At 66.4% G+C, this 25,069-nt stretch carries 21 protein-coding genes; 6 read left to right on the forward strand and 15 right to left on the reverse strand.

Annotated elements, in window-relative coordinates; genetic code table 11:
• Positions 1-7 precede the first annotated feature (7 nt).
• Positions 8-940, reverse strand: coding sequence for a LysR family transcriptional regulator (locus ABR323_RS04135; RefSeq protein WP_439448341.1), 933 nt, complete (start codon positions 938-940; stop codon positions 8-10).
• Positions 941-1,046: 106 nt separating this feature from the next.
• Between ABR323_RS04135 and ABR323_RS04140 the strand changes: the two genes are divergently transcribed.
• Positions 1,047-1,790 (forward strand): SDR family oxidoreductase, encoded by a 744-nt coding sequence (locus ABR323_RS04140; RefSeq protein WP_439448342.1) that lies wholly within the window; start codon positions 1,047-1,049, stop codon positions 1,788-1,790.
• Positions 1,791-1,960: 170 nt separating this feature from the next.
• On the opposite strand, the gene ABR323_RS04145 is transcribed toward ABR323_RS04140, so the two are convergent.
• Genes ABR323_RS04145 through ABR323_RS04155 form a run of 3 tightly spaced genes read right to left on the reverse strand, consistent with a single transcriptional unit; the run spans position 1,961 to position 7,451 of the window.
• Complete coding sequence (locus ABR323_RS04145; protein WP_439448343.1) at positions 1,961-5,038, reverse strand: efflux RND transporter permease subunit; 3,078 nt, start codon at positions 5,036-5,038, stop codon at positions 1,961-1,963.
• Positions 5,035-6,207, reverse strand: a complete 1,173-nt coding sequence (locus tag ABR323_RS04150) for an efflux RND transporter periplasmic adaptor subunit (protein ID WP_439448344.1) — start codon at positions 6,205-6,207, stop codon at positions 5,035-5,037. The genes ABR323_RS04145 and ABR323_RS04150 overlap by 4 nt, the downstream gene beginning before the upstream one ends.
• Positions 6,204-7,451, reverse strand: coding sequence for a TolC family protein (locus tag ABR323_RS04155; protein ID WP_439448345.1), 1,248 nt, complete (start codon positions 7,449-7,451; stop codon positions 6,204-6,206). Before ABR323_RS04155 ends, ABR323_RS04150 begins: the two co-directional genes overlap by 4 nt.
• 62 nt (positions 7,452-7,513) lie before the next feature.
• On the opposite strand from ABR323_RS04155, the gene ABR323_RS04160 reads away from it, so the two are divergent.
• Together ABR323_RS04160 and ABR323_RS04165 are read left to right on the forward strand one after the other, a co-directional pair.
• On the forward strand, positions 7,514-8,188 hold the full coding sequence (locus ABR323_RS04160) for a response regulator (protein ID WP_439448346.1): 675 nt from the start codon (positions 7,514-7,516) through the stop codon (positions 8,186-8,188).
• The gene (locus tag ABR323_RS04165; RefSeq protein ID WP_439448347.1) at positions 8,181-9,563 is read left to right on the forward strand and encodes a sensor histidine kinase; all 1,383 of its coding nucleotides are present in this window, start codon (positions 8,181-8,183) and stop codon (positions 9,561-9,563) included. Before ABR323_RS04160 ends, ABR323_RS04165 begins: the two co-directional genes overlap by 8 nt.
• A gap of 341 nt (positions 9,564-9,904) precedes the next feature.
• Here ABR323_RS04165 and ABR323_RS04170 read toward each other — a convergent pair whose 3' ends face one another.
• The 3 genes from ABR323_RS04170 to ABR323_RS04180 form a co-directional block, all read right to left on the reverse strand.
• Positions 9,905-12,250 (reverse strand): GH92 family glycosyl hydrolase, encoded by a 2,346-nt coding sequence (locus tag ABR323_RS04170; protein WP_439448348.1) that lies wholly within the window; start codon positions 12,248-12,250, stop codon positions 9,905-9,907.
• Positions 12,251-12,363: 113 nt separating this feature from the next.
• Complete coding sequence (locus tag ABR323_RS04175) at positions 12,364-12,687, reverse strand: thioredoxin family protein (protein ID WP_439448349.1); 324 nt, start codon at positions 12,685-12,687, stop codon at positions 12,364-12,366.
• Positions 12,688-12,692: 5 nt separating this feature from the next.
• The gene (locus ABR323_RS04180) at positions 12,693-13,109 is read right to left on the reverse strand and encodes a host attachment family protein (RefSeq protein ID WP_439448350.1); all 417 of its coding nucleotides are present in this window, start codon (positions 13,107-13,109) and stop codon (positions 12,693-12,695) included.
• Between the two features lie 162 nt (positions 13,110-13,271).
• Between ABR323_RS04180 and ABR323_RS04185 the strand changes: the two genes are divergently transcribed.
• The 3 genes from ABR323_RS04185 (at position 13,272) to proP (ending at position 15,459) form a co-directional block, all read left to right on the forward strand.
• The gene (locus ABR323_RS04185) at positions 13,272-13,499 is read left to right on the forward strand and encodes a hypothetical protein (protein WP_135273918.1); all 228 of its coding nucleotides are present in this window, start codon (positions 13,272-13,274) and stop codon (positions 13,497-13,499) included.
• A gap of 85 nt (positions 13,500-13,584) precedes the next feature.
• Positions 13,585-13,713 carry a hypothetical protein gene (locus tag ABR323_RS04190; RefSeq protein WP_254919678.1) on the forward strand — a complete coding sequence of 43 codons (129 nt, stop codon included), beginning with the start codon at positions 13,585-13,587 and terminating at the stop codon, positions 13,711-13,713.
• 258 nt (positions 13,714-13,971) lie between these two features.
• Positions 13,972-15,459, forward strand: coding sequence for a glycine betaine/L-proline transporter ProP (gene proP / locus ABR323_RS04195; RefSeq protein ID WP_135273920.1), 1,488 nt, complete (start codon positions 13,972-13,974; stop codon positions 15,457-15,459).
• Between the two features lie 37 nt (positions 15,460-15,496).
• On the opposite strand, the gene ABR323_RS04200 is transcribed toward proP, so the two are convergent.
• From ABR323_RS04200 to ABR323_RS04235, 8 genes are all read right to left on the reverse strand, one after another.
• Positions 15,497-16,156 carry an AAA family ATPase gene (locus ABR323_RS04200; protein ID WP_439448351.1) on the reverse strand — a complete coding sequence of 220 codons (660 nt, stop codon included), beginning with the start codon at positions 16,154-16,156 and terminating at the stop codon, positions 15,497-15,499.
• 3 nt (positions 16,157-16,159) lie between these two features.
• Positions 16,160-16,501 (reverse strand): type II toxin-antitoxin system prevent-host-death family antitoxin, encoded by a 342-nt coding sequence (locus ABR323_RS04205; protein WP_010485378.1) that lies wholly within the window; start codon positions 16,499-16,501, stop codon positions 16,160-16,162.
• Positions 16,502-16,571: 70 nt separating this feature from the next.
• The gene (locus ABR323_RS04210; RefSeq protein ID WP_439448352.1) at positions 16,572-18,158 is read right to left on the reverse strand and encodes a sensor histidine kinase; all 1,587 of its coding nucleotides are present in this window, start codon (positions 18,156-18,158) and stop codon (positions 16,572-16,574) included.
• A gap of 9 nt (positions 18,159-18,167) precedes the next feature.
• Positions 18,168-18,572, reverse strand: a complete 405-nt coding sequence (locus ABR323_RS04215) for a response regulator (RefSeq protein WP_135274007.1) — start codon at positions 18,570-18,572, stop codon at positions 18,168-18,170.
• Positions 18,573-18,721: 149 nt separating this feature from the next.
• Entirely contained in the window at positions 18,722-20,176 is a 1,455-nt protein-coding gene (locus ABR323_RS04220; RefSeq protein WP_439448353.1) for a surface lipoprotein assembly modifier, read from the reverse strand.
• 90 nt (positions 20,177-20,266) lie between these two features.
• Positions 20,267-21,031: a Slam-dependent surface lipoprotein gene (locus ABR323_RS04225; RefSeq protein ID WP_135273929.1), complete on the reverse strand. Its 765-nt coding sequence runs from the start codon at positions 21,029-21,031 to the stop codon at positions 20,267-20,269.
• A gap of 59 nt (positions 21,032-21,090) precedes the next feature.
• Positions 21,091-21,846, reverse strand: coding sequence for a Slam-dependent surface lipoprotein (locus ABR323_RS04230; RefSeq protein ID WP_439448354.1), 756 nt, complete (start codon positions 21,844-21,846; stop codon positions 21,091-21,093).
• A 27-nt stretch (positions 21,847-21,873) separates the two neighbouring features.
• Positions 21,874-24,993 (reverse strand): TonB-dependent receptor domain-containing protein, encoded by a 3,120-nt coding sequence (locus ABR323_RS04235; RefSeq protein WP_439448355.1) that lies wholly within the window; start codon positions 24,991-24,993, stop codon positions 21,874-21,876.
• Positions 24,994-25,069: the final 76 nt, after the last annotated feature.

The following is a 25,069-nucleotide window of genomic DNA, read 5'->3' on the forward strand; positions in this document are numbered from 1 at the left end:
CAGCGTCTCAGGGGCGCCGCTTCGGTAGTGCCGGCCGCTGGCCGGCAACCCCGGTCTGGTCGAACACCCCCGCCACCCAGTCGATGAACACCCGCAAGCGCGGCGACGGCGTGCGGTTGCGTGGGTAGACCAGGCTCAGCGGGCTTGGCGTCGGTGGTGCCTCCGGCAACAACTCAACCAATTGCCCGCGCTCAATGTAGGGATCCATCCGATAGCGCGGCGCCTGGATGATGCCCAGGCCTGCCAGCGTGGCACCGAGGAACGCGTCCGCGCCGGAAACACGCACCCGCGCCGGCAGCGACACGTAGCGCACCTGCCCGCCTTGCTGGAACTCCAGAGGAATCAGCTGGCCGGTGGCGCTGGAGCGGTAGCCGACCATCTGGTGGCCGTCCTGCAGCGATTCGATGGTATCGGGCAGGCCGTGCGCCTGCACATAACCCGGCGAGGCCACCGTGACCTCGCGCAGCATCGCCAACCGGCGCGCCGCCAGGTCGCTGTCGGCCAGCGTCCCCACCCGCAACGCCGCATCCACGCCTTCGCGCAGCAGGTCGACATAGCGGTCGCCTTCGCTGACGTCCAGTTCGATCTCCGGGTAGCGCTGCAGGAATTCCGGCAGGTGCGGAAACAGCAGATGCCGGCCCAGCGTGCCATGCACGTCAATGCGCAACGGGCCGCGCGGCGGCGCATCACGGAACGCGGCCTCGGCATCGTCCATGTCGGCGATCAGGCGCAGGCAACGGCCATAGAAGGCCTCGCCTTCCAGCGTCGGCACCACCACCCGCGTGGTCCGGTGCAGCAGGCGCACGCCCAGCCGCTGTTCCAGCGCCTTGATCGCGTCGGTCACTGTGGCCCGCGGCAGGCCGAGGTCCTCGGAGGCCCGGGTGAAGCTGCGACGCTCGACGATACGGACGAAGGCGCGCATGGCCGTGAAGCGGTCCATTATTCGGCTATCCGGATGATGTTGGCGGATTATGCAGGATTATCCGAAAGGATAATGTGGTGAAGATGGCCCTGCGCCACTCCGGCGTGCCCTGCTGGAAGCCACCATGACCCTCTCCCCCGCCCGCTCTGTCGCCCTGGTCACCGGCGGTTCCCGTGGCATCGGCGCGGCCATCTCCCGCCGCCTGGCCGCCGATGGCCACGCGGTCGCGATCAACTATGCGGGCCGCCGCGACGACGCCGAAGCCTTGGCGGCCGAACTCAACAAAGCCGGTGCGCAGGCCATCGCGTTGCAGGCCGACGTGGCCGATCCACAGGCGGTCCGCCAGCTGTTCGACGCCATCGAGGCGCGTTTCGGCGGCATCGACGTGGTGGTCAACAGCGCCGGCGTGCTGCAGCTGGCACCACTGGCCGATACCGACGACGCCCTTTTCGAGCGGGTGATCGGCATCAACCTCAAGGGCGCCTTCAACGTGCTGCGCGAAAGCGCGCGACGGGTGCGCGACGGTGGCCGACTGATCACCCTGTCCACCAGCGTGGTCGGTATCAAGCTGGAGAACTACAGCGTGTACGCGGCCAGCAAGGCAGCGGTGGAGACGATGGGCGCGATCCTCAGCAAGGAGCTGCGAGGGCGCAACATCACCGTGAACGCAGTGGCCCCCGGCCCGACCGCCACCGACCTGTTCCTGGATGGCAAATCGCCGGAACTCATCGAGCGGCTGGCGAAGATGAACCCCCTGGAGCGGCTGGGTACGCCAGAGGACATCGCCGGTGCGGTGGCGTTCCTGGCCGGTGCCGATGGCGGGTGGATCAATGGCCAGGTGCTGCGCGCCAACGGCGGGATGGTGTAGGTCGCGCGGACGGCATCCACGCATGGCGTGGATCTACCATCCACGGGGACATCGGTAGCGCCGGGCCATGCCCGGCGGTGGAGATGTCCATCCACCCGATGCATCGGTAGCGCCGGATCATGCCCGGCGGCGGGGCCGCATCCACGCATGGCGTGGATCTACCGTGCAGATCATCCGGCGCGGGCCTCGCGGCGGCGGTGTACCCAGTAGTACAGCGTGGGCAGTACGAGCAGGGTCAGCAGCATCGCCGACAGCAGGCCGCCGATCACCACCACCGCCAGCGGCTTCTGGGTCTCGGCACCTATCGCGTGCGAGGTGGCCATCGGCAGCAGACCAAACATCGCCAGCAGCGCGGTCATCAGTACGGTGCGCAGGCGCTGCAGCGAGCCCTGCACGACCGACTGCAGCAGGTCCATGCCCTGCTCACGCAGCTGCGCGAAGCGACTGAGCATCACCACCCCGTTCAGCACTGCCTGCCCGAACAATGCGATGAAGCCGATCGCCGCCGACACCGACAGTGGAATGCCGGTCAACCACAGGGCGAGGATGCCGCCGATCATCGCCAGTGGCACGTTGGCCAGGATCAGCGCGGCGCTGCTGATGTCCTTGAACGCATCGAACAGCAGCACGAAGATGATCAGCACCGACAGCGGGATCACCCAGCCCAGCCGCTTCATTGCACGCTGCTGGTTCTCGAACTCGCCGGACCACTCCAGCCGGTAGCCTTCCGGCAGCTGCACGCTGGCGTCCACGCGCTTGCGCATGTCGGCCACCACGCTGCCCATGTCGCGCCCGGCGATGAAGATGCTCACCGCCTTGACCCGTTGTGCGTTCTCGCGCGAGATGTTGATCGCGCCGCTGGCCATGCGGAAATCTGCCACGTCGGACAGTGTCACCGTGTGGCCGTCGCCGATGCCCACCGGCACCGTGCGCAGCCGTTGCAGGTCGCGATCGGCGTCGTCCAGGCGCAGCGTGATCGGGAACTTTCGGTCACCTTCCCACAGCTCACCGACCTGACGCCCGCCCAGTGCGGTCTCGATCACCTCATCGATGTCCCGCACGTTCAGGCCGTAGCGTGCAGCACGGTCGCGGTCGATCTCGATCTGCAGCTGCGGCAACGACCCGTCCCGGTCAATGAAGGCGCTCTCCACGCCCTCCACGCCACGTACCTGGCCCAGGATCGCCTGCGCCTGCTGGTTCAGCACGTCCAGGTCCGAGCCACTGACCTTGATCACCACCTGGCCCTTGATCTGCGAGATGCTCTCCAGGATGTTGTCGCGTACCGGCTGCGAGATCGAGAATTCCGGCCCAGGAATGCGCTGCTCCAGCGTGCGCTGCAGATCACTCACCAGCTGCCGCTTGTCCACGCCCTTCGGCCACTCCTTCTCGGGCTTCAACGCCACCAGCGCCTCGATCTGATTGGCGCCCTTGGCATCGGAGCCGTCTTCCGGGCGCCCCAGCTTGGCCACCACCGTCGACACCTGCGGGAAGGTGCCGACCAGCTCACGGATGCGCCGCGACTGCTGCTGCGCTTCGGCCAGGCTGGTGCTGGGGTCGAGCGTGGCGGTCAACCAGATCGAGCCTTCGTCCAGCTCGGGCAGGAACTCCGAACCCAACCGGGTGCCCAATGCCAGCGTGCCGACCAGCAGCGCAACCGCGGTCAGTACCACCGCACGCGGTCGGGCCAATGCACGCTCCAGGATCGGCCGGTACCAGCCAGTCAGGCGGTCCATCAGCGGATTGCCATCGCGCATGCGGTCGCGCCGCAGCCACCAGTAGCAGAACAGCGGCACCACGGTCAGCGCCAGGATCAACGCACCGATCAACGCCGAAGTCACGGAGTACGCCATCGGCGCGAACATGCGTCCTTCCTGCCGCTGCAGGGTGAAGATCGGGATGTGCGCGGCGATGATGATCAACATCGAGAAGAATGTCGGCCGACCCACTTCCGATGCAGCCGAAAGAATGGTCGAGAACCGCGTCTTCCGATCGGCCGTAGGTGGCAGCTTCGACAACCGCGAGACGACGTGTTCGGTGACGATCACCGCGCCATCAATGATGATGCCGAAATCCATCGCACCCAACGACAGCAGGTTGGCTGGCACGCCCCATAGATGCAGGCCGAGGAAGGTCGACAGCAGCGCCAGCGGCATCATCGCCGCCACGATCAGCGCCGCGCGGGCGTTGTACAGGAACAGCCACAACACCAGGAACACCAGCACTGCACCTTCCAGCAGGTTGCGGAAGACCGTCTTCAGCGTGGTCGTAACCAGCCACGAGCGGTCGTAGAACGGTTCGATGCTGACCCCCGCCGGGAGCTGGCTCGCCTCGATCTCGGCAATGCGCGCATGCAGGGCATCGAGCACATCCGACGGGTTCTCGCCCTTGCGCATCAGGACCATGCCGAACACTGCATCGTCGTTGTCGTCCTGGCCGACCAGGCCCTGACGCGGCAGGCCTGTATCGGCGATGCCGGCGAGGTCGCGCACCAGGATCGGCGTGCCTCCGCGCTGCGCCACCACCACGTTGCCGATGTCGGCCGGCGAACGCATCAGGCCCACACCGCGGATCAGGAACTGCTGCTGCCCGCGCTCCACGTAACCGCCGCCCGCATTCGAGCTGCCCTTCTCCAGCGCGTCGGCGAATTCACCGAGGCTGATGCCGCGGTCGCGGAGCTTGTCCAGGTCCGGCTTGACCTGGAAGGTGCGCGCGAAGCCACCGAAGCTGATCACATCGGCCACGCCCGGCACGGTGCGCAGACTGCGCTCCATCGTCCATTCCTGCACGGTGCGCAACTGGGTCGGCGTCATGTGCGGGCCTTTCAGCACATAGCGGTAGATCTCACCTACCGCCGAGCTCATCGCCTCCAGTTCCGGCGTCACCCCTTCCGGCAGCTCCACGCCCTGCAGGCGCTCCAGCACCTGCTGCCGCGCGAAGTAGTCATCGGCCTTGTCGTCGAACGTGAGGATGATCATCGACAGGCCGAACTGCGTATGCGAGAACACCCGCACCGAATGCGGGATGCCGGACAACGCCACTTCCAGTGGCATCGTCACCTCGCGCTCGACCTCTTCGGCGGCACGACCCGGGTGCAGCGACACCACTGTCACCTGGGTGTCGGACACATCCGGGAAGGCTTCCACCGGCAGCACGCGGAACGCGGCAATGCCAGCGCCGATGAACAGCAGTAGTGCCAGCATCACCATCAGCGGCTGGCGCAGGCAGTAGGCAATCAGGCGATCGATCATGGGGCGGCATGCCCCGTGCCGATGCTGGCGGCGGCCGGCGCGCTGTCCGCCAGCTGCTGCAGCAGCAGGCCGCCCTCGACCACCACCCTGGCGCCTGCGGCCAGGCCCTCACGCACCCACAGCCGGCCATCGCCCAGTTCCTCGGCATGCACAGCGTGACGCACGAAGCGGCCCTTGCCCTCCTCCACGAACACCACCTGCTTGCCGTCGATCAACAACACGGCCGCATCGGGCAGCGAGACACCGCCGTCGGCCGGCAACGCCACCTGGGCGCGCACGTACTGCCCTGCCTTGAGGCCGCGTGCGCGGTTGTCCAGCTCGGCGCGCGCCTGCACCACACGGCGTTCGCTGTCGACGAAGTCATCCACGTGCTGCAGGGTCGCCTGCAGCGGCTGTCCATCGGCGCCGGGCACGGTTACCTGCATGCCCGCCTTCAAGCGTCCGGCCAGGCTCTCGGGAACATCCAGCAACAGCCACAAGCGGTCCGGATCGCCAATCACCGCCAACGGCTGTTCGCTGTCAGGGCTGACTGTCATGCCAGGGCTCATCCGCCGCTCCACCAGCACGCCATCGATCGGCGCGCGCAGCGGCAGGCGCTGGTCGACGTGCTGGCCATTGCCATACACCTTGGCGAAGGCGGTCGCACGCGCGTGATCGGCCTGGCTGCCAGCGAAATTGGCCTCGGCCTCGTCCAGTTCGCGACCGGATGCCACTCCCGCCGCATGCAGTTCACGGGTGCGGTCCAGTTCCCGGCGTGCCTGCTGCAGCTCGGCGCGACCACGCACACCGTCGGCCTGGGCCTGGCCGAACTCGGGCGAGATGATCCAGGCGATCACCTGCCCCGCCTTCATTTTCTGCCCCGGCTGTGCCTCGATGCGCGCCACCTGCCCCGCCAGCGGCGTGCGCAGCGCGCTGGAGCGCGTCTCGTCCCAGACCACCCGCCCCGGCAGCTGCAGGCCTGCGCTGGCGCCGGCGGTCGCCGCCTCGCTGCGCAGCACGTCCAGCTGGCGACTACCGGCAGGAAACTGGATCTGACCAGCACTGACCTGCGGTGCGTCCTCGGTATACGACGCCGGCTCACGGCCGCAGCCGCCCAGCAGGGCCAGCGCCAGCAAGGCCGGCAGCACGGCATGTCGCGCCTGCGGGCGACAAGCGACGGTGAACTTCATCGGGACTCTCCTTCAGCAACGGATGTGGCCGCTTCCCAGCGCGCCAGGGCAATGGCATGGTCGGCACGCGCTTCAATCAACGCGGCCTCGAAATCGCGCCAGCTGCGGCGTGCATCCAGCAGATCGGTCAGGCTGGCGGCGCCGCGGCGGTAGGCCAGTTCGATGCCCTGCACCGCCTTGCGTGCGGCATCGGATTGCAATCCTTCGTAGTCGCTGCGACGCTGCGCGGCGGACTGCGCGCTGGCTTGCAACTGGTCCAGTTCGGCGCGCGCTTCACGCTGCAGCACCTTCAGCTCCAGCGCGGCACTGTCACGGTCGGCCTCGGCACGCTGGATCGCGCCGCGTGTACGTGACGGTCCCCCTAGCGGAATGGTCAAGGACACACCCCAGGTGACGCCGCTGATGTCGGTCGGCTCGCGCTCGGCTTCCACACCCAACTGGATGTCGCGGTGGCGCTCACTGCGTGCCAGCGCCACACCGGCGTCGGCCGCGGCCAGGCGCGAGCGTGCCGCGCGCAGATCGGCACGCTGCTGCGGATCGACCGCGCGCGTATCGGCCCTGTCTGCGGCGTCTGGCCACGGATCATCGGCGCTGAGATCATGGCTGTCGTCGCGGCCGAGCAGCAGGCCCAGCGCATGCCGCGCGTCGCGCAGATCCAGCGCCGCCTCGCGCGCCGCGTCGGCTACTGCCAGGTCGTCCACCGCCAGCCGCGCGCGGTCGACCGGCGCCATCGCCCCGGTGGCAACCTGCTTGTCCGCCGCTGCCATCTGTTCGGCCGAACTCTGGCGGTTGGCATCGGCAATCTGCACCCGCTCCAGCGCGCCCTTCAGGCCGAAATAGGTTTCATGCAACGCCACTTGCTGGCGGCGCCGCGCATCAAGCATCTCCAGCCCGGCCACTTCCAGCAGCGCATCGGCCTGGCGGATGCGCAACATGCGCTTGCCACCGCGTTCCCAGGTCCAGCCAACGCCCACGGTGCTGTCCACCCGTTTGTCCTGCCAGCGTCCCGGGCCGATGCCGTGTTTGGGGCTGATCTTGCTGGTGCCGATCGACAGCTCGGTGGCCGGGCGCAACGCCGCCGTCTGCGCATCGCCCTGCACCCCACGCAGTTCCAGCGCCGCCGCACGCAGGTCCGGGTTGTGTGCTTCCATCGCACGCTGCGCTTCCTGCAGGGACAATGCCGACGCTGCAGGTGCGCACAGAAAGATGGCCATCACAGCCACGATATGAAGGGAGGAATTCATGCGAGTCACGGTAAGGTGAAGCACTTGCGCCAAACTTGCCCCAACCTTGCACGAAGCTTGCAATGCGAATCCTGCTGATCGAAGACGATGCCGCTCTGGCCGATGGACTGATCCGCGCCCTGCAGGGCGCCGGGCATCTGTGCGACCACCTTTCGCGCGGGCTGCACGCGCCGGCTGCACTGGCCAGCGCGCCGTATGACGTGATGGTTCTCGATCTTTCATTGCCCGACGTCGATGGGCTCGACCTGCTCTCGCGCCTGCGCAACGACGGCGTCACCCTGCCGGTGCTGATCCTCACTGCGCGCGATGGCGTGGAGGACCGCATCCTTGGCCTTGACCGTGGTGGCGACGACTATCTCGCAAAGCCGTTCGCCCTGGGTGAGCTGGAAGCGCGCCTGCGTGCGCTGTCGCGCCGTCGCAGTGATGCACCGGCGCAGAAGCGCCTGGGCCGGTTGTGCTTCGACAGCATCCGCAATGAAGTACAGGTTGAAGGGCAACGCGTCGAGCTGACCGCACGCGAACTGTCGCTGGTCGAGGCACTGATGCAGCGTCCGGGCCGCACGGTTACCAAGCAACGCCTGTTCGACGCGCTGTACAGCTGGGACCACGACGCCAACCTGTCGGTGATCGAAGTGCATGTCAGCCGCCTGCGACGCAAGCTGGAACAGGCACATGCCGGCGTCGGCATCCGCATGCTGCGTGGCTTGGGCTATCGCCTGGAGGCCGTGGGTGACTGAGCGCGTGCACAGCCTGCGTGGCCTGCTGCTGAGACGCCTGTGGCTGCCGCTGCTGGTGCTGCTGCTGTGCAGCGCAGTCGGTTCGTTCGCGTTGGCGCGGTTCTACGCCGGCCAGGTCTACGACCGCTGGCTGCTGGATTCGGCAATGTCGTTGTCCGAGCTGGTGACGGTGCAGGATGGTCGCGCTTCGATCGAGATCACTCCGGCGGTCTCGCGCATGTTCACCTGGGACACCGCCGACGAAGTGCATGGCGAGGTGGTCGATGCCGAGGGCGGGCGTCTGTATGGCGACCTGCCCGAAGCCCTGCCACGCCCCGCAATCGCAGCGGGAAATGATGACGACGCCGTCTACTACGACGCGCGACTGCGTGGCCAGGCCGTGCGCATGGTCGAAGTGGTGGTCAGCGCCGGGCCGGGCCACGACATCCGGCTGCGCGTGGCCGAAACACTGCGCAAACGCCACCGGCTGGAGCGCAAGCTGTTGCTGACCAGCGTTCCGTTCCAGGCTGCAATCCTTGCACTGGCGGCGTGGCTGGCGTGGTCCGGTACAGGCGCCGCCGCGCGCCATGCCAATCTGGTCGCGCGGAAGCTGGCCAGCCCGCGGCCGGATCCGTTGGCACCATTGGATCCGGCGCAGGAGGCACCGCGCGAACTGTGGCCGGCGGTTGAGGCCTACAACGCACTCCTGCAGCGCCTGGACGCAATGCAGGATGCTCAGCGGCGCTTTGTCAGCAATGCCGCGCACCAGCTGCGCACGCCCTTGGCAGCAATGCAGGTGGAGCTGGAGAGTTCATTGCGCCAGCACGATCCGCAGGCCCAGCAACTGGCGCTGTCCGGCACGCTGTCCGGACTGGCGCGTCTGCAGCATCTGGTCAACCAGTTGCTGATGCTCAGCCGCTCCGAAGACCCGCATGGCAGCGCGCTGCCGCTGCAGCCACTGGACCTGGCCGCGCTGGCGCGTGGCGTTGTGGAACGCTACGCTGACCGCGCGTTGGCTGCAGGTGCCGATCTTGGCTATGACGGCCCCGACGAGGGTGTGCAGGTGCAGGGTGACCCACAGCTGTTGCGCGAGGCGCTCGGCAATCTGCTGGACAACGCGTTGCGCTACGGCGCCTCGCGCGGGGTGATCACTCTGGGCGTTCGGCAGGAGTCCGATGGCGTACACGTATGGGTGGACGATGACGGCGCAGGCATCGCCGAGGCCGAACGCACGCGCGTCACGGAACGCTTCTACCGGGCCAGCAGCGAAGGCGACGGCTGCGGCCTGGGCTTGGCGATCGTGGCCGAGATCGCGCAGCGGCATGGCGCAACCCTGATGATTGATACCGCCCCGATCGGTGGCGCGCGGGTGGGGTTGCGGTTTCGTTCCAGTTGACGTCCTGCATGCCAACCAAGGTTGGCACCTACCAAAGGCACCCGGCCGGCAGATTCCGGTAGTCGCCCACCTTGGTGGGCGCCGTTGACGTCCTGCGTGCCAACCAAGGTTGGCACCTACCAAAGACATCCCGACCGGCAGATTCCGGTAGTCACCCACCTTGGTGGGCGCCGTTGAGGTCCTGCATGCCAACCAAGGTTGGCACCTACCAAAGACATCCCGACCGGAAGATTCCGGTAGTCGCCCACCTTGGTGGGCGCCGGTGACCTCCCGCGTGCCAACCAAGGTTGGCACCTACCACGTGCAGGGCAATGACGGCGTCAGGGCACCGCCGCGCAGCATCACCGGCTCATCGAATACGGCGCCTGCGCGCCCTGCCCCGGCCAGTCCTTGTTCGGCTCGGCCTGCATGCTGAAACGCAGCTCGCCACCTGCCAGGATCTCGTCATGGCGCAGGAAGGTGCGCTGAAGCGGCTTGCCGTTGAGGCTCACGTTGCCGACGTAGGTGTGCTTGTCATCCAGCCCATCGGCGACGATGGTGAACGTCTTGCCGTTCGGCAATCGCATCGCGGTCTTCGGCAGGAACGGGCGGCCGAGGATGTACTCGCCCGAACCCGGTGCGACCGGGTAGAAGCCCAGCGCGGTGAAGACGTACCACGCCGACATCTGGCCAACGTCATCGTTGCCGGCCAGGCCATCGGGGCGGTCAGCGTACTGGGTGTCCATGATCTGCTTCAGGCGCGCCTGGGTGCGCCACGGCTGGCCGGCATACGAGTACAGGTAGGCCACATGGTGGCTGGGTTCGTTGCCATGCGCGTACCAGCCGATCAGCCCGGTGATGTCTTCCATGTGCTCGAAGATGGACGGATCCACCTTGGCGCTGAATACCTCGTCCAGCCGCGCAAGCAACTTGTCGCTGCCACCGTGCGCTGCGGCCAGACCCGCCACATCCTGCGGTACGTACCACGAGTACTGCCAGGCGTTGCCTTCGGTGTAGTCGGTGCCATAGCCACTGGCGCTGGGGTCGAACGGCGTGCGGAAGCTGCCATCGCGCTTGCGCGCGCGCATGAAGCCGGTGTCCTTGTCGAAGGCGTTGCGCCAGTTGCCGGCACGCTTGTCGAAGGTCGCCGCCACGTCGGTCTTGCCCATCGCCTGCGCCATGCGCGCGATGGTCCAATCATCAAAGGCGTATTCCAGCGTCTTGCTGGCGGCCTCGCCTTCCTCGTCGATCGGCACATAGCCCAGCTCGCGGTATTGCGCGATGCCGTCGTAGGGGCCGTAGTTGGCGGTCTCGACCATCGCCTTCAATGCCTTGTCGGCGTCGAAGCCGCGGATGCCCTTCACATAGGCATCGGCGATCACCGGCACGGCGTGGTAGCCGATCATGCACCAGTCTTCCAGGCCATGGAACGACCACACCGGCAGCATGCCGTAGGGACTATGCTCATGGTGCGCCAGCATCGAATTGACGAAGTCGCTGTTGCGCTTCTCCGGCTGCACCAGCGTCAGCAACGGATGCAGCGCGCGGTAGGTGTCCCACAGCGAGAACGTGGAATAGTTCGTGAAGCCATCAGCCTTGTGCACGGCATTGTCCGAGCCGCGGTACTGGCCATCGGCATCCATGAACAGCGTCGGTCCCAGCATCGTGTGGTACAGCGCGGTATAGGCGCTTCGCCGCGCGTGTTCCGGCGCATCGATATCGAGTACCGACAGCGCCTGCGTCCATTCCTGCTTCGCCTGCGCACGCACGCGATCGAAATCGAAGTCAGCCACCTCGGCATCCAGGTTGGCGATGGCGCCTGCTTCGCTGACCGGTGAAATGGCGACCTTGACGACCAGCGGTGCATCCAGTTTTCCGAATGCGAAGGTACCAACCAGCTGGCGACCTTCGATCTGTGCGCGCTGGGACGGATCCTTCTCACCCGGCGGCGGGAAACCCTTGTAGACGATGTCCTGCTCGGTGTTGTGCAGCTCATGCCCGGCCAACGGACGCGAGAAACGCATCGCGAAGTACAGCTGGCGACCCGGTGCCCAGCCGCGCGTCTCTCGGAAGCCGGTCACGGTGCCATCGGCGCGCACCCGCACCCGCGACCACAGCACCTTGCCCGGGTAGTCGTACATGCTGGTGCGCATGTCCAGCAGCACCTTGGCGTCGGCGCCCTTGGGGAAGGCGTAGCGATGCACGCCCACGCGGGTACTGGTGGTCAGCTCGGCGCGCACCTTGTAGTCGTCCAGGGTGACCGCGTAGTAGCCCGGCTCGGCCTTCTCGTCAGCATGGCGGAACCGTGATGCATAACCGCTGCGCGGCTTCTCCGGATCGCCCCGCTCCAGGCCGGGATTGCCGGTGAACGGCATCAGCAGGATGTCGCCCAGATCGGAATGGCCGGTGCCGGAAAAATGCGTGTGCGAGAAGCCGACGATGCTGCTGTCGTCGTAGCGGTAGCCGGCCGCCCAATCGTAGGCTTTCTCGCGTGGTTGGACACGCGTATCCGGGCTGAGCTGGACCATCCCGAACGGCACCGTGGCACCCGGATAGGTGTGACCCTCGCCGCCGGTGCCGATGAACGGGTCGACCGAAGCGTAGGCCTTGTCGGCGGCAGTTCTGGAAGGAGCGGCCGAAGCCAGGCCGGAAGCGAGCATCGCCGTGGCGGCGACAGCGATCAGGAGGCGACGGTCCAGCGTGGGCATCGGCGTTTGGATCGATTCAGATGATGACCCGATGCTAGCACCGGGTCCGTCACGCCGCATGTTGCAGTGCGGCTGCCCGGCTTCCCGCGCCCCGTTCAACCTGCCTTCGGACCTCAATCGGGAAGCGCGCTCTGCAACGACATGAGGTCCGCGCTGTCCACCGGCCGCACCACGCGCGCGACCTCTTCACCTTCGTGCAGCAGCACCACCGTCGGCCACAGCTTGACCTTGAACGCTCGCCCCAACGGCCTTCCCTTGCCATCCTCGATCTTCCAATGCGGCAGATCGTTCGCTTCGACAAAGGCCTGCAACGCGGGCTGCGCGGCCTGGCAGTGGCCACACCAGGGAGCGCCGAACTCGAGGAGTTGCCAGCCGACCTGCGCCTCCACATCGGAGCGGCTGGGCTCCGGCGACAAGTGATCGCGCATGAAAGGCATCCGCGCTACGCCACCAGCGCCTTCTGGATATCCGCCAGCGGTGCGTTGGTCAGGTCCTTGGCGATGTCGCCGAGCAGCCGGGCCTGGACCTCCTTGTGCAGCAGCGGCCGGATGCGCCCCAGCGTGGTCGGATCAGCAATCAACACCAGATGTGCATAGCGGTTCTTCAACGCATCCTCGTTGAGCTGTTCTGCCACCTGTTTGGCGAACGTGGCCTCGTTGAGCTGGGAAATCGACATGTCTTTCGGTACAGCGCCGGCCGGACCCTGCCCGGACACGCCCTGCTCGCTGATGTCCTGCAGACGTAGTTCGCCCTCCTGTTTCAGTGCGGGCTGCTGTGCACTGCCCACGTTGGTGAATACCCGTGCCGAACCACCGTCGGCTACCACGATCAGCGTTCCTTCGGGAATCGTCCGCGCCATTGCATCCTCCATCCATCCGAAAAGTGGGTGTGCGCTCCACCTTATGCACGCCGATGTCACCAGAGCGCGCACAGGATGTGATCCCATCATCGCAATCTGCAATCAGCGCTAAATTTGTCCGCTTGCCTGCCGCTATGGCCTCCATCATCGCGAGGAACCTCTGTGTACGCTGGCTCACTGTTCCACGTCTGCTTTGCCACCAGTCTGGCGATCGCCGGCTGCGCAGGCTGCATCCATCAGTTCCTGCTGGGCCAACCGCTGTTCGCATTGGCCATCATGTTCTCCGTACTGACAATGATCGGCGCTGCTCTGGTCTCGCGCCGGCTGGCGCTGCCCGGCGCGCTGGCGATGGCCTGCACCGTGTTCGGGTTGATGGCGAAATCGGCCTGAGGCATCTGAACAGGCAGCGTGGAACACAGCGTGCAGATCAGTCCGCTTCGCTGCACGCTCACGCCGATGCCGTTATGATGAATCAATGATCGACAAGACCCACTACGTGACGGGCGCACCTGTTACGTGGGAAGCACTGCCGACAGGCGCTTCGCTTGCCACGAATGCTCCCGCCCTGCATTTCCATCGCCTTGCGCTGGATCCCGGCGGATGACGCCCGCAGGCCCTCTGCCTGCACCCCTACGCTGATGTGATGCTCGGCCGCTGACTGCGCGGCCGCAGTGATCCCGTTGCTGCGTTTCCGCCCCTGCGGCGGTGCTTTGCCGTGCGCGTGGCGCTGCGCCTGCACACATTCCCCGGCCCCCACGCCACTCACCGATGCCCCTGCGCCACCTGCGCCTGCATCGCCGTTTCCGATTTCCGGGACACACCCCACCGCCCATCCCAATTCCATACCTACAAGGGAGCCCCCATGCAGGACACACCTGATTCCCATGCCCATTTCGGCTGGTTCAAACGCCGCCGCCACCTGAAGGTCGATGAGATCACCGTCGTCGACAAGCCCATGCTCAAGCGCGCCGTCGGCGCCGCCGCACTCGGCAATGCCATGGAGTGGTTCGACTTCGGTGTATACGGCTATCTCGCCGTCACCATCGGCCAGGTGTTCTTCCCGTCCAGCAACCCCACCGCACAGGTGATCGCAGCCTTCGCCACCTTTACCGTGGCGTTCCTGGTGCGCCCGCTCGGCGGCCTGGTGTTCGGCCCGCTCGGCGACCGCTATGGGCGCCAGAAAGTACTGGCGTTCACCATGATCCTGATGGCACTCGGTACGTTCTCGATCGGCTTGATTCCTTCCTACGAGCGCATCGGCATCTGGGCACCGGTGCTGTTGCTGCTGGCGCGTGTGGTGCAGGGCTTCTCCACCGGTGGCGAATATGGTGGCGCGGCAACCTTCATCGCCGAATATTCCACCGACCGCAACCGCGGGTTGATGGGCAGTTGGCTGGAGTTCGGCACCCTGGGCGGCTACATCGCCGGCGCCGGCACGGTCACCGCACTGCACATGCTGTTGAGCAACGCGCAGATGCTGGACTGGGGCTGGCGCATTCCGTTCCTGGTGGCCGGTCCCCTCGGCCTGCTCGGCCTATACATGCGCATGAAGCTGGAGGAAACCCCAGCGTTCCGTGCTTTTGCCGAGGAGGCCGAGAAGCGCGAGCATGAACGTCCGGGGCTGGGTGCGTTGTTCCAGGTACATGGCCGCCAGCTGCTGGTGTGCATGGGCCTGGTGCTGGTGTTCAACGTCACCGATTACATGCTGCTGACCTACATGCCCAGCTACCTCAGCGTCACCATGAACTACGCCGAGAGCAAGGGCCTGCTGCTGATCATCATCGTGATGCTGGTGATGATGCCGCTGAACATCGTCGGCGGATTGTTCAGTGACAAGCTTGGCCGTCGCCCGATGATCATCGGTGCCTGCATCGCGCTGCTGGTGCTGGCCGTGCCCTGCCTGCTGCTGATCGGCAGCGGAAATGACTGGCTGATCTTCCTCGGCCTGATGCTGCTTGGCCTGGCACTGGTGTGCTTCACCAGCTCGATGCCATCCACGTTGCCGGCGCTGTTCTACACCCCGGTGCGCTACAGCGCGCTGTCGATCGCCTTCAATGTGTCGGTGTCGTTGTTTGGCGGCACCACGCCGCTAGTGACCGCATGGTTGGTCGAGCGCACCGGCGATCCGCTGGTGCCGGCCTATTACCTGATGGGCGCGGCGGTGATCGGCCTGGTAACCATGCTGTTCGTGAAGGAGACCGCCGGCCTGCCGCTGCGCGGTTCACCGCCGGCCGTCGGCAGCGACAGGGAAGCCGCCGCGTTGTTGAAGAGCGATGTGCCGGTCACGGTGGACCCGAGTTTGCCGCCACTGCCGGAGGCTGCGGAGCCTGAGCAGGTGAAGCCGGCCTGAGGGTGGGCGCGAAACGCCATCCACGCATGGCGTGGATCTACTGAACGGGTAGCGCCGGGCCATGCCCGGCGACATTCGGGGTGTCCAACTCCATCGCACGCATTACGATGGGTTTGGCCCAGTCCGGCGTATGCAGCAGCTCGGCCACCGAGACCGGGTACTGCAGTTGGCCATGCGCCATCGCCAGCACCGGCAGCGGATCGACGCAGCCGTCGGCATCGGCCGGTGCGCTGTTGTCGTAGACATGCAGCTCGGCCAGATAAGGCAGAAGATCCAGCAGGTTCTCGCGCGCCGAATCGAAGCGGACGTGGATCTTCTCCACAGGAATGTCATGGCCGCCGGCGGCCACCCGCGCTGCAACGCGGGCAATATGCAGGTCCACCGTGGCCAGGCCGCAGAACCAGATCGCAACGTGATGGTGTTCGCAGGCCTCGCGCAACAGGCGCGGAATGGTGTTGCCGCCCAGCGTGGTCTCGAAGGCGAAGTCCGTGCCGTCGGCCATGGCCTGGCGCAACCGCCGGGTGCCTTCCTGCCAGGCCTCGGCATTGGCGTCGGGCAGCGGCCAGCCGGCCTCGACCAGGCGGCGGGTGAACGAATCGGGGTTGAACCAGCCCAGCCCTTCGGCTTCCAGCCAGGTACCCAGCAGCGAACTCTTGCCGGCGCCGTTGACGCCGGCCAGCACCAGGATCCGCCCCATCGGTCAGAGCGGACGGCCGAGGGTGACCTTGCGGCCGCGGCGGATCGGCTGGCCCAGCACCTTGCCCAGCCCCTCACCGCGCTGCAGGCCGGCCAAGGTCTGGTCGAATTCGCCGCGCAGGCGCAGCAGTTCTTCACTGCGCTCACCGGCATCGCTGCCGGCGGCCTTGGCCAGCAGCTCCTGGTAGGTGCGGATGTCCACGATCACCGCTTCGGGGTGGTTGTGGTTGGTGATGACCAGCGCCTGCTTCTCGCGCACGGTGCGCATCAGGCTTGGCCAGCCACGGGTCTTCACCGACGAGGCCGGGGCCTTCTCAAGGCCAGGCAGATCCAGCGGCAGGGTCATGGCACGGCTCCAGACGGGGACAGTTGAGGCCATTATGCCCAATTTGGCCCAATTGGGGATAAATACCCTTTCACCGGCCGGAGGTTGCCTGCGGCGCGTCGGTCTGCAGCAGGCTGTCGCGCTCACGCAGAGGGAAGCGGATCCAGGCGTCAAGCCCCTGTGCGCCAAAGCGCAGCTCGCCACTGCCGGCCAGTTCATAGGGCACGCGCTGTTCGATCAAGGACCGGCCGAGCCCGCGCTGCCGGGGCAGTTCCCAGCCTTCAACTTCGGCATGCCGTTCACACCAGTGCAAACCCAGCCAGGGCTGCCCATCCTGCACCTGCAGATGCCAGGACACGTCGATATGCCCGTCCTCATGGGTCAGCGCACCATGCCGGAGCGCATTGGTGGCCAACTCATGGATGGCCAGCGACAGAACTTCGGCAGCCTTCGGTGGCAGCAACACATCCTCGCCCTGCAGGCGATAGACCGCAGCGGGCGGGGATTGTGCCGCGATCTCCTCGTCCAGCATGCCACGCAGGCAGACCCCGGCGTTGGCGCCCCGCGTCAGCAGGCTCTGGGTACGCGCCAGTGACATCAGCCGCCCACACAACCGTTCGGCATACTCATCCACACTGCCGACCGACTCGCGGGTACGCCAGGCAATGGCGTGGATGGTCGACATGATGTTGCGGACCCGATGCTGCAGCTCGGCCAGCAGCACCGATTGGCGCTCGGCGGCGCGCTTGAGGTCGTCGATGTCCACCGCGATGGCGAACACCCCGCTGACCTCGCCGTCAGCATCACGCAGAGGGGCGGCCGCGACCCGCGTCCAGCGGGTGCGGCCGTCATCGTGCAGGTATTGGAACTCCAGCCCCGGCACCACGGTCTCGCCACGCATCGCACGCGCGATGGCGAAGTCGTCCGGTGCAATGGTGGTGCCATCGGGATGGCAGCCGTGCCAGCGATGCTGGTTGTCCACATCCTTCGAAGGCACCTTGCCGCTGGGCAGGTAGGCGCGCATCTGATCATTGGACAGCAGCATGCGCCCCTGCAGGTCGACGATGCACAGGCCAACCGGAAGCATCCTGAAGGCCAGTTCCAGGCGCCGTTCGCTCTCGCGCCGTCGCAGTTCCTCGCGCTCGCGCGCAACCAGCGCCATGTGTGCCGCAGTGGTCTCGAACATGGTCACCAGCACCCCGTTGATCCGCCCCTCTTCGCCTCGGATGGGACTGTAGGTGATGGTGAACCAGACGTCTTCCAGGCGTCCATGGCGGGCCAGCGGATACAATTTGTCTTCGAAGGTGACCGTCTCGCCCTGCCAGACACGGGTGTAGAGCGGACCATTGATGTGCCAGACCTCGGGCCAGCACTCACGGGTCGGCTGGCCGAGCCCGCCGGGATGCTTGTCGGCCAGGATCTCGGCGTAACCATCGTTGTACAGCTGCACCAGCTGTTCACCCCACAGCACGATCATGGGGAAGCCGTGGGCCAGCATCAGGTCGACGGTGGCGCGCAGGTGCGGGGGCCATCGTTCGATCGGACCCAAAGGGCTGCGTGACCAGTCATGCCGGGCGATACGCGCGGCCATGCCATCGTGCCGGGCATGCAGCCGCAATGCGGGCGGCATCACGCTGCGCCGATCATCGCTGTGGAGGCCTTCGACGCGACGCCCCATGCCGCGCAATCAGGCGATGCCCGCAGAGGCCTGCGGTGCCGCCACCAGCCCGGCCAGTTGCTGGACCAGGACTTCGATGTGATAAGGCTTGGTGCAGCGCGGCGCCGCTGCGAAGCGGGCGGGCAGGTTGTCATCGTAGCCGGAGGTGAGCAGGAACGGGGTCCCGGCCTCGGCCAGCCGATCGGCCAACGGATACACCTGCTCGCCACCGAGATTGATGTCCAGCAGGGCCACATCGATCGGATGCGTATCGACCAACTGCCCCAGCGCCTGCAGATCACCGGCCGGACCGACCACCTGCGCGCCCTTCAGTTCGAGGTAGTCGACCAGGAACATCGCGATGGCGAATTCATCTTCCGCCACCAGAACCCTCAGCCCCTTCAGTCCCTCCGATTTGTTGCCCGCTTCCAGCACGTTGCTCGCTCCTCGATGCACGCGACCCGCCTGCGGTCGCAACGAGGGCAGGATGCGCGATCCGGTCTACAAGAGCGCGTGACGATCGATGAAGGCGGCGGCCAAGCCCCCTTCACCCCGCCGATGCATCGGCACTGGTGGCCCAGGCTTCAGAAAGCGCGCTCCCATTTCAGGCTGAGCAGGCTGCGGTCGTGGCTGTACAGCCAGTCGACATTGCTGTCGATGCGTGCATAGCGCAGGCTCAGGCTGGGCACCAGGCCAGCCACCGCCAGACGTTCACTGCGGACGATGGCGATCAGATTCTGTTCGTCGTCCTGGCGCCGCGCCTCCAGCAGCGGGCTCCACGCGTCGTAGTCGCGCTCGCGCAATGACACGAACACGGTGGCCGTGGTGCCGTTCCATTGCCGTGCTGCGCCCAGGCGCAGGCCGCGCTGACGGTAGCCGTTGGCCTGATCGGCGGCGCTGCTGGCGGTCACGTCCAGCCCGGCGAAGACCGTCCAGCGCGGATTGAGCGCGCGGAACCAGGTGGCATACAACGCTGCCAGCTCGCCGTCGTAATTGCTGGCCAGGCCCCGCTGGCGATAGCGCTGGCGTTTCCAGTCGGCCTCCAGCTTGAGCAGGCTGCGCGCGTCCAGCGCATATTGCCATTCGCCGTGCAGCCCGCTGCCACCCTGCAGCGCATGGTTGCCCAGGCCCTGGTAGTCATAGCTGGATGCAAGCTGCACGGTCTGTCGCGCACTGCGCCAGCTGTAACCTGCCTGCACGTTGGCATTGAGTTCGTTGTAGGCGCTTTGCCCCCGCCATGCCTGGCCGAAGGCGAGGCCTCGCACATACAGGCCATGATGCCCACCGAGCGCCCAGCGCCGCTCAAGACTGCCGTCATAGTCCAGACCGAAGGCACGCTCTGCGTCGGGCAGTTTCCGCTCGATGATGCAGGTGTCGCCGACACCGAACAGGCAGGTGCGGCTGGCGGAACTGCGGTTGATGTTGTCGCTCCATGCCGGGCCGGCAGACAAGGCCCCTTTCCAGCGCTGGCGGGCCTGCAGCGCACTCAGGTAGCCCCCCACTCGCCCACGCACGCCCGCGGTGGCTGGATCATCGGCATTGATGCCTGCGGCGATCGCGTTGAACAATGCCACGGCATCGCGGTCGCGCTGGTCCTCGGCGTAGACACGCGCCAATTCAAGGCGGGCCGGCAGGAAATCCGGCTGTAGCGCCAGCAGCGCTTCGTATTCACTGGCCGCGCGGTGATGATTGCCGGCCACCCGCGCCAGGCCACCCTGCGCGTAGTGGCGCAGCAGCGGATCGTGGCCGGGCAGTTCGATGTATTCGTCAAGGAACGCAGCGGCGGCCTGCCATTGCTGATGCTGCAGCGACAGGTAGAGGGCCTGGCCGAGATCATCGACGGTGCGCTCCACGCGCAGCGTCTGGCCGTCGATTGTGATGGTCGGCCGCTCCGACTCGGCCTGCTGCAGGCGCTGCTGGTCCTGCTGCTGGTGGCGCAGTTCGGTGCCCTGCTCAAGCACACGACGAAGATCGTCCTGCTGGGCGCGCGCATCGGTGGCAGCCAACAGCAGTACGACAAGGAAGATGGAATGGCGCATGGTCGATCCGTGGTGGTGCATGCAGCGGGCCGAAGCAGGGACTGGCGGATCGCGGCTTGTCCCTGCCCTGCCCCGTCAGGGGCGTGGCGATCAGTTCTTGCTGCCGCCGAAGGCGGTGTCGTACTGGCTGTTGCCGGTGAACGTGGCGATACCGGCCAGGGTGGCGGCGTTGGCGCCGAAGAACTGGCCCTGGGTGGAGCCGGCAACGCTGCCGTTGGCGGTGGCGGTACCCGCGAACGAGGCGTTGGCGCTGTTGATGTTGGCGTTGACGTTGATCGCCAGGCCGCCACCGGTCAGGCCGCCGAGCAGCTTGCCGCTGCCGAAGTCCGCACGGAAGGTGCCGGACAGCAGGTTGCTGCCGTTGAACTTGTTCAGGCCCGCAACGCTGTAGGTGGCCACACCGGCCGGCAGCGTGGTGCCGGCACGATCACCGACGAAGTAGACCTGGCGGTTGTTGAACCCACCAGCGGCGCCATCCTTGGACCACTCGCCGAACCACACATCGCCGCTGCCGACCTTGACGAAGTTGAAGTGGCCCATGCCGGAATGGCTGCCCGGGGTACCGGTGATCGGCATGGCCAGGGTGCGCACGGTGACGCCATTGACGGTGGTCGGGGCCGAGTAGGCCGCCAGGCCCTGGAAATCGACCGGCTTGGCATTGGACACGGTGCCGACGCCGATACCGGCCTTGCCGGCCGAGTGCGGGCCGCCGTTGACTTCCGACGCACCGACCTTGACGTACAGCTGCACATCGGTCGCGGGGCTGGCAGCGCCGACGATGTCGGCTGCCTGCGCGGTGCCGGCCAGGGCCAGCGCAGCGGCGACGGCCAGCAGGGAACGGTTGATCATTTTCATGGTATTGCTCCTTGGGTTGAGGGAACTACGGGTACAACACGAAAAGGAACGGCGGCGGATCAGTTGCGCTGACCGCCGAAGGACGTATCGAACTGGCTGTTGCCGGCGAAGGTGGCGATGCCGGTCACGGCACTGGCACCAGTGCCGAAGAACTGGCCGCGGCTGGTACCGATGATCGATCCATTGGCAATGGCCGAACCGCTGAATGCACCGGTGGCGCGATCCAGCGTGGCGCTCGCGGCAAGCCTGTATCCGTTCCCGGCCAGGCCGGCGGTGACGGTGCCGGTATCGAAATTCGCCCGCAGTGCACCTTCCAGCACGCCGCTGCCATCGAAGCGATTGATGCCGGCCAGGGTGTAGGTAACGACGCCGGCCGGCAGCGAAGTACCGGCACGGTCACCGACGAAGAACACCTGGCGGTGATTGAAGCCCGCCTGCGCGCCACTGGATGACCATTCACCGAACCAGACATCTGCATTGCCCACCTGCACGAAGCTGAAGTGGCCCACGCCAGCGGTGGGGAACGGCAGGCCTGCGTCCGGGCCCAGCGTGCGGACCGTGGTCGCGCCACGCACCACCGCCGTGGCATAGGGCACCAGGCTGGCCACGTCCACTCGTGCCGCGTTGGCATACGGCCCCAACGAAATGCCTGCGCGACCGGAACGGTGCGGACCGGCATTGAGTGTCGATTCGCCTGCGTTGATGTAATGGACGCCGTCCTGGGCCGGGCTCTGCCCACCCGCGATGTCGGCGGCCATGACCGGCATGGAAGCCAGCAGGCAGATCGAAAGTACAAGGGTGCGGTGCTGTTTCATCGGTGGTTCTCCCTGTCGAATGCGAACTCAGAAGCGCGCGGTGACGCCAAGCTTGATCGTGCGGCCCGGTGCCGGAAGCGTTGAGCGTGTTGCCGGGTCGACGTAATAGCGGTTGCCGAGATTGCTGCCGACCAGTTCGACGCTGGCGTGCTCGTTGAAACGCCAGCGGGCGTAGGCATCCACCGTGGTGATGTTTCCCCAGGTGAAGGGCACGTTCTGCCAGAGCAGGCTGCTGCCACCGGCGACCAGGCGGTCGCGGTAGGCCTGCAGGTCCGGATTGTCGTGCCGCTGGTAGTGCACGATGCGGCTGCCCAGTTCCAGGCGCTCATCGAACAGGCGGGTTCCGAGTGACCAGTTCACCGACAGCTTCGGCGTGGCCTGGGTCAGCAGATAGCCGCTGACGAAGCCATCCTGGACGCAGTTGGGCACCCGCCCCTGATCCGCATCCAACCGTACCGCCGAGCTTTCATCGCAGACTTCGTTTTCAAGGATGCGGCTGATGCCCAGATCGGTGAAGAAGCGGCGGTTGTCGAAGCGCGCCTGCAGCTCGAGGCCGCGGATGGTCTGCTTGTCGATGTTGTCGAACATGAAGTACGCATCACGCTCGATCACATTGCGGGTCTTGTGTACGTAGTAGGCCAGCTTGACGTCGGCATCGGCGGTGTTGCCGAACAGCCCGGAAAGGTTGTGCACGTACCCCAGCTCGTAGTTGTAGGCATGCTCCGGCTTGAGCGGATACAGCGGGTTGAGGCTGCTGGAGAACGCAATGGTGCTTTCGAACATGCTGGGGAAGCGCACTGCCTCGCTGTAGCGCAGATAGGCACGCGCGGCCGGCGAGAAACGCACCGTCGCCGAGAACGTGGGCAACCAGGCGTGATCGCGGTGCCGTTCGTTGCGCCCGGCCACCGACTGCATCGCCCCGCCCCCGATCCTGCAGCGGATGTCGGTGCCGAGCACCATCGGCAGCAGCCCGGGGATGGCGGCGACCTGGCCGTTGAGGCAGGGATTGGTGGCACGGCTGTAGTTGCCGTTGGCATCGGGCAACCAGGGAATGCCGTGCTGGACCTCCCTGGGTGTCTCGTACCTGCGCAGCAGGTCAGCCAGCGACTGATCGACGATCCAGCCCATGCCGATGCTGTTCCAGAATTCCCGCTCGCTCTCGATTGCGTCGATCTCGCCCTGCAGGCTGTCCGGCCGCGGCGGCAGTTCATTCACCCGGTACTGCGCTTCGCGCGGCACGATCGAGGTCGTCTGCAGTTCCGGGTGGGCCTGCAGGAAGTCGTCGAACGCCCAGTAACGGCTGTAGCGCACGCCGGCATTGAGGGTCAGGAAGTCGACCGGACGCCATTCCAGAGTGAGGTAGCCCTCGCCCTCCTGGCGACGGCCAGCGCGCGGGTACATGCGCCAGCCATCGGACGGGCCGAAATACGGGTCACGCGAACCGAGCTTCTCGTACTGCCAGTTGCCGCCCACGGTCAGGTCCAGGGTGGAATGCAGGGCGAAGCGGTTGCTCAGGGTCAGGCCGGTCCGGTCGTTGCTCGCATTCGCCAGCGCGGTGTTGCGCAGAATCGGGCTGGCACCGGCATTCCAGTCCGGATTGCCCGGGGCGAAGTTCGGAAAGCCGCCTGCGGAGTAGGTATCGCTGTCCGTCTCGGTGCGCCACAGGTTGGCGTAGAGGTCCAGCCAGCGGCTGCCGGCCGGCTGGAAGCGGTACTCCAGGTTCCAGGCATCGGACGCAACCCGGCTGAGCGGCCACTGGATGCGCCCATAGTCCGGCGCGGACAGAATGCGCGACGGCATGATCTCGCCGTAGTGCGACAGCGTGCGCCGCCAGGTCGCCTTCAACTGCTGGTCATCGTTGATCTGCCAGCTGCCCTTGACCAGCCAGGACTCCTGTTCGCTGGAGGTATTGGGCACTTCATCGCCGGGCTTGAAGTAGCGCGCCAGTGTGGTGATGTAGTCGATGCCCTGGTACTCGAACTGCTCGCGCCGGTCCTGGTCGTAGTAGGCGCTACCGTTGGACCCGGAGAAGTAGTTGCCGCGCTTGCGCCAGGCATAGGCGGCCATCAGGTCCACGTTGTCCCCACGCACGCCCAGCGCCAGGCGCCAGGCCTGGTCCTCGCCATCGAAGGGGTTGTTGCCACTGCGCGATTTCACCGGCACCACCAGGGTGCGGTCGTCATAGGGCGAGTTCGGCGAGCCCTGCGGGAAGCCCGGCACGGTACGGTAATCCTCGCCGGTGTGCAGTCGCGGCAGGCGCGGCGCCACCGCATTGCTGCTGCCTTCGATCTTCAGCTCCCCGCCGAAGCGCTCACCCGCTTTCACGATGTCATCGACATCGATGGTCTTGATCACCAGCGCGCCACCGATCCCGCTGTGCACATCGCGCACCAGCCCTGGCCCCTTGATGACCTGGATGCCACCAATCAGGTTGGGATCGATGTAATTGCGGTTGCTGACGCCGTTGTAGCCGCGCCAGACCGTGAGCGCCTGTTCGCCACCGTCGATGCTGACCGGCACCCGCCCCGGCCCCTGGATGCCGCGGATGTTGATGTCCAGCGCGCCGCTGTTGCGCGCATCGCCACTGAACACACCGACCAGATCCTTGACCACGTCGGCCGGATTGGAGCCACGGTAGCGCTCCACCCGGTCGCGCCCCGAATACGCCGTGGTCAGGTCCAGCGCGAACACATCATCGTAGCCGCGCCGATCACGCGCCTCGCCCCCTTCCGACTGAAGGCGACCGGCGACGTCCAGTGTTTCGGTCACCCGCACCCCTTCCCCCCCACCCGCCTCCGCTGCGGCCCGCAGGCTCCAGGTGCCGTCCATGCCGCGCTGCGCGCGCACGCCACTGCCGCGCAACAGCTGCTGCAGCGCCTGCATCTGGCTGTACTCGCCTTTCACTGCACTGGAGCGGCGGCCCTCCACCAGGTCACTGCGGAACACCACCTGCACATCGGCCTGGCGGCCAAAGGCACGCACGGCGTCGGCCAAGGGCTGTTCCGGAATCGTGTACTGGCGCAACGGCGCGACGACCGCCGGTTGCGCCTGCACGCCCGGCACCCAGGCCAGCGGCAGCAATGCAGTGGAGATGGCCAGGGCCAGAGCGGTGGCGCGACGATGACAGGCGGATGCCGTGGACGGCATGGACAGGAACTCCTCAAGCGTGGCGGAACCACGGGCACGTCCGGTGCCGGTGGCATGTCTGGCTTGAGGAGAAACG

Origin of the sequence: Stenotrophomonas sp. ATs4 (assembly GCF_051861585.1) — a bacterium.
GTDB lineage: Bacteria > Pseudomonadota > Gammaproteobacteria > Xanthomonadales > Xanthomonadaceae > Stenotrophomonas > Stenotrophomonas maltophilia_AS.

Bases quoted from the DNA above. Each gene is read 5' to 3' on its own strand.
- ABR323_RS04135 (WP_439448341.1), bottom strand. From the start codon at position 940: ATGGACCGCTTCACGGCCATGCGCGCCTTCGTCCGTATCGTCGAGCGT.
- ABR323_RS04140 (WP_439448342.1), top strand. From the start codon at position 1,047: ATGACCCTCTCCCCCGCCCGCTCTGTCGCCCTGGTCACCGGCGGTTCC.
- ABR323_RS04145 (WP_439448343.1), bottom strand. From the start codon at position 5,038: ATGATCGATCGCCTGATTGCCTACTGCCTGCGCCAGCCGCTGATGGTG.
- ABR323_RS04150 (WP_439448344.1), bottom strand. From the start codon at position 6,207: ATGAAGTTCACCGTCGCTTGTCGCCCGCAGGCGCGACATGCCGTGCTG.
- ABR323_RS04155 (WP_439448345.1), bottom strand. From the start codon at position 7,451: ATGAATTCCTCCCTTCATATCGTGGCTGTGATGGCCATCTTTCTGTGC.
- ABR323_RS04160 (WP_439448346.1), top strand. From the start codon at position 7,514: ATGCGAATCCTGCTGATCGAAGACGATGCCGCTCTGGCCGATGGACTG.
- ABR323_RS04170 (WP_439448348.1), bottom strand. From the start codon at position 12,250: ATGCCCACGCTGGACCGTCGCCTCCTGATCGCTGTCGCCGCCACGGCG.
- ABR323_RS04175 (WP_439448349.1), bottom strand. From the start codon at position 12,687: ATGCCTTTCATGCGCGATCACTTGTCGCCGGAGCCCAGCCGCTCCGAT.
- ABR323_RS04180 (WP_439448350.1), bottom strand. From the start codon at position 13,109: ATGGCGCGGACGATTCCCGAAGGAACGCTGATCGTGGTAGCCGACGGT.
- ABR323_RS04190 (WP_254919678.1), top strand. From the start codon at position 13,585: ATGATCGACAAGACCCACTACGTGACGGGCGCACCTGTTACGTGGGAA.
- proP (WP_135273920.1), top strand. From the start codon at position 13,972: ATGCAGGACACACCTGATTCCCATGCCCATTTCGGCTGGTTCAAACGC.
- ABR323_RS04200 (WP_439448351.1), bottom strand. From the start codon at position 16,156: ATGGGGCGGATCCTGGTGCTGGCCGGCGTCAACGGCGCCGGCAAGAGT.
- ABR323_RS04205 (WP_010485378.1), bottom strand. From the start codon at position 16,501: ATGACCCTGCCGCTGGATCTGCCTGGCCTTGAGAAGGCCCCGGCCTCG.
- ABR323_RS04210 (WP_439448352.1), bottom strand. From the start codon at position 18,158: ATGGGGCGTCGCGTCGAAGGCCTCCACAGCGATGATCGGCGCAGCGTG.
- ABR323_RS04220 (WP_439448353.1), bottom strand. From the start codon at position 20,176: ATGCGCCATTCCATCTTCCTTGTCGTACTGCTGTTGGCTGCCACCGAT.
- ABR323_RS04225 (WP_135273929.1), bottom strand. From the start codon at position 21,031: ATGAAAATGATCAACCGTTCCCTGCTGGCCGTCGCCGCTGCGCTGGCC.
- ABR323_RS04230 (WP_439448354.1), bottom strand. From the start codon at position 21,846: ATGAAACAGCACCGCACCCTTGTACTTTCGATCTGCCTGCTGGCTTCC.
- ABR323_RS04235 (WP_439448355.1), bottom strand. From the start codon at position 24,993: ATGCCGTCCACGGCATCCGCCTGTCATCGTCGCGCCACCGCTCTGGCC.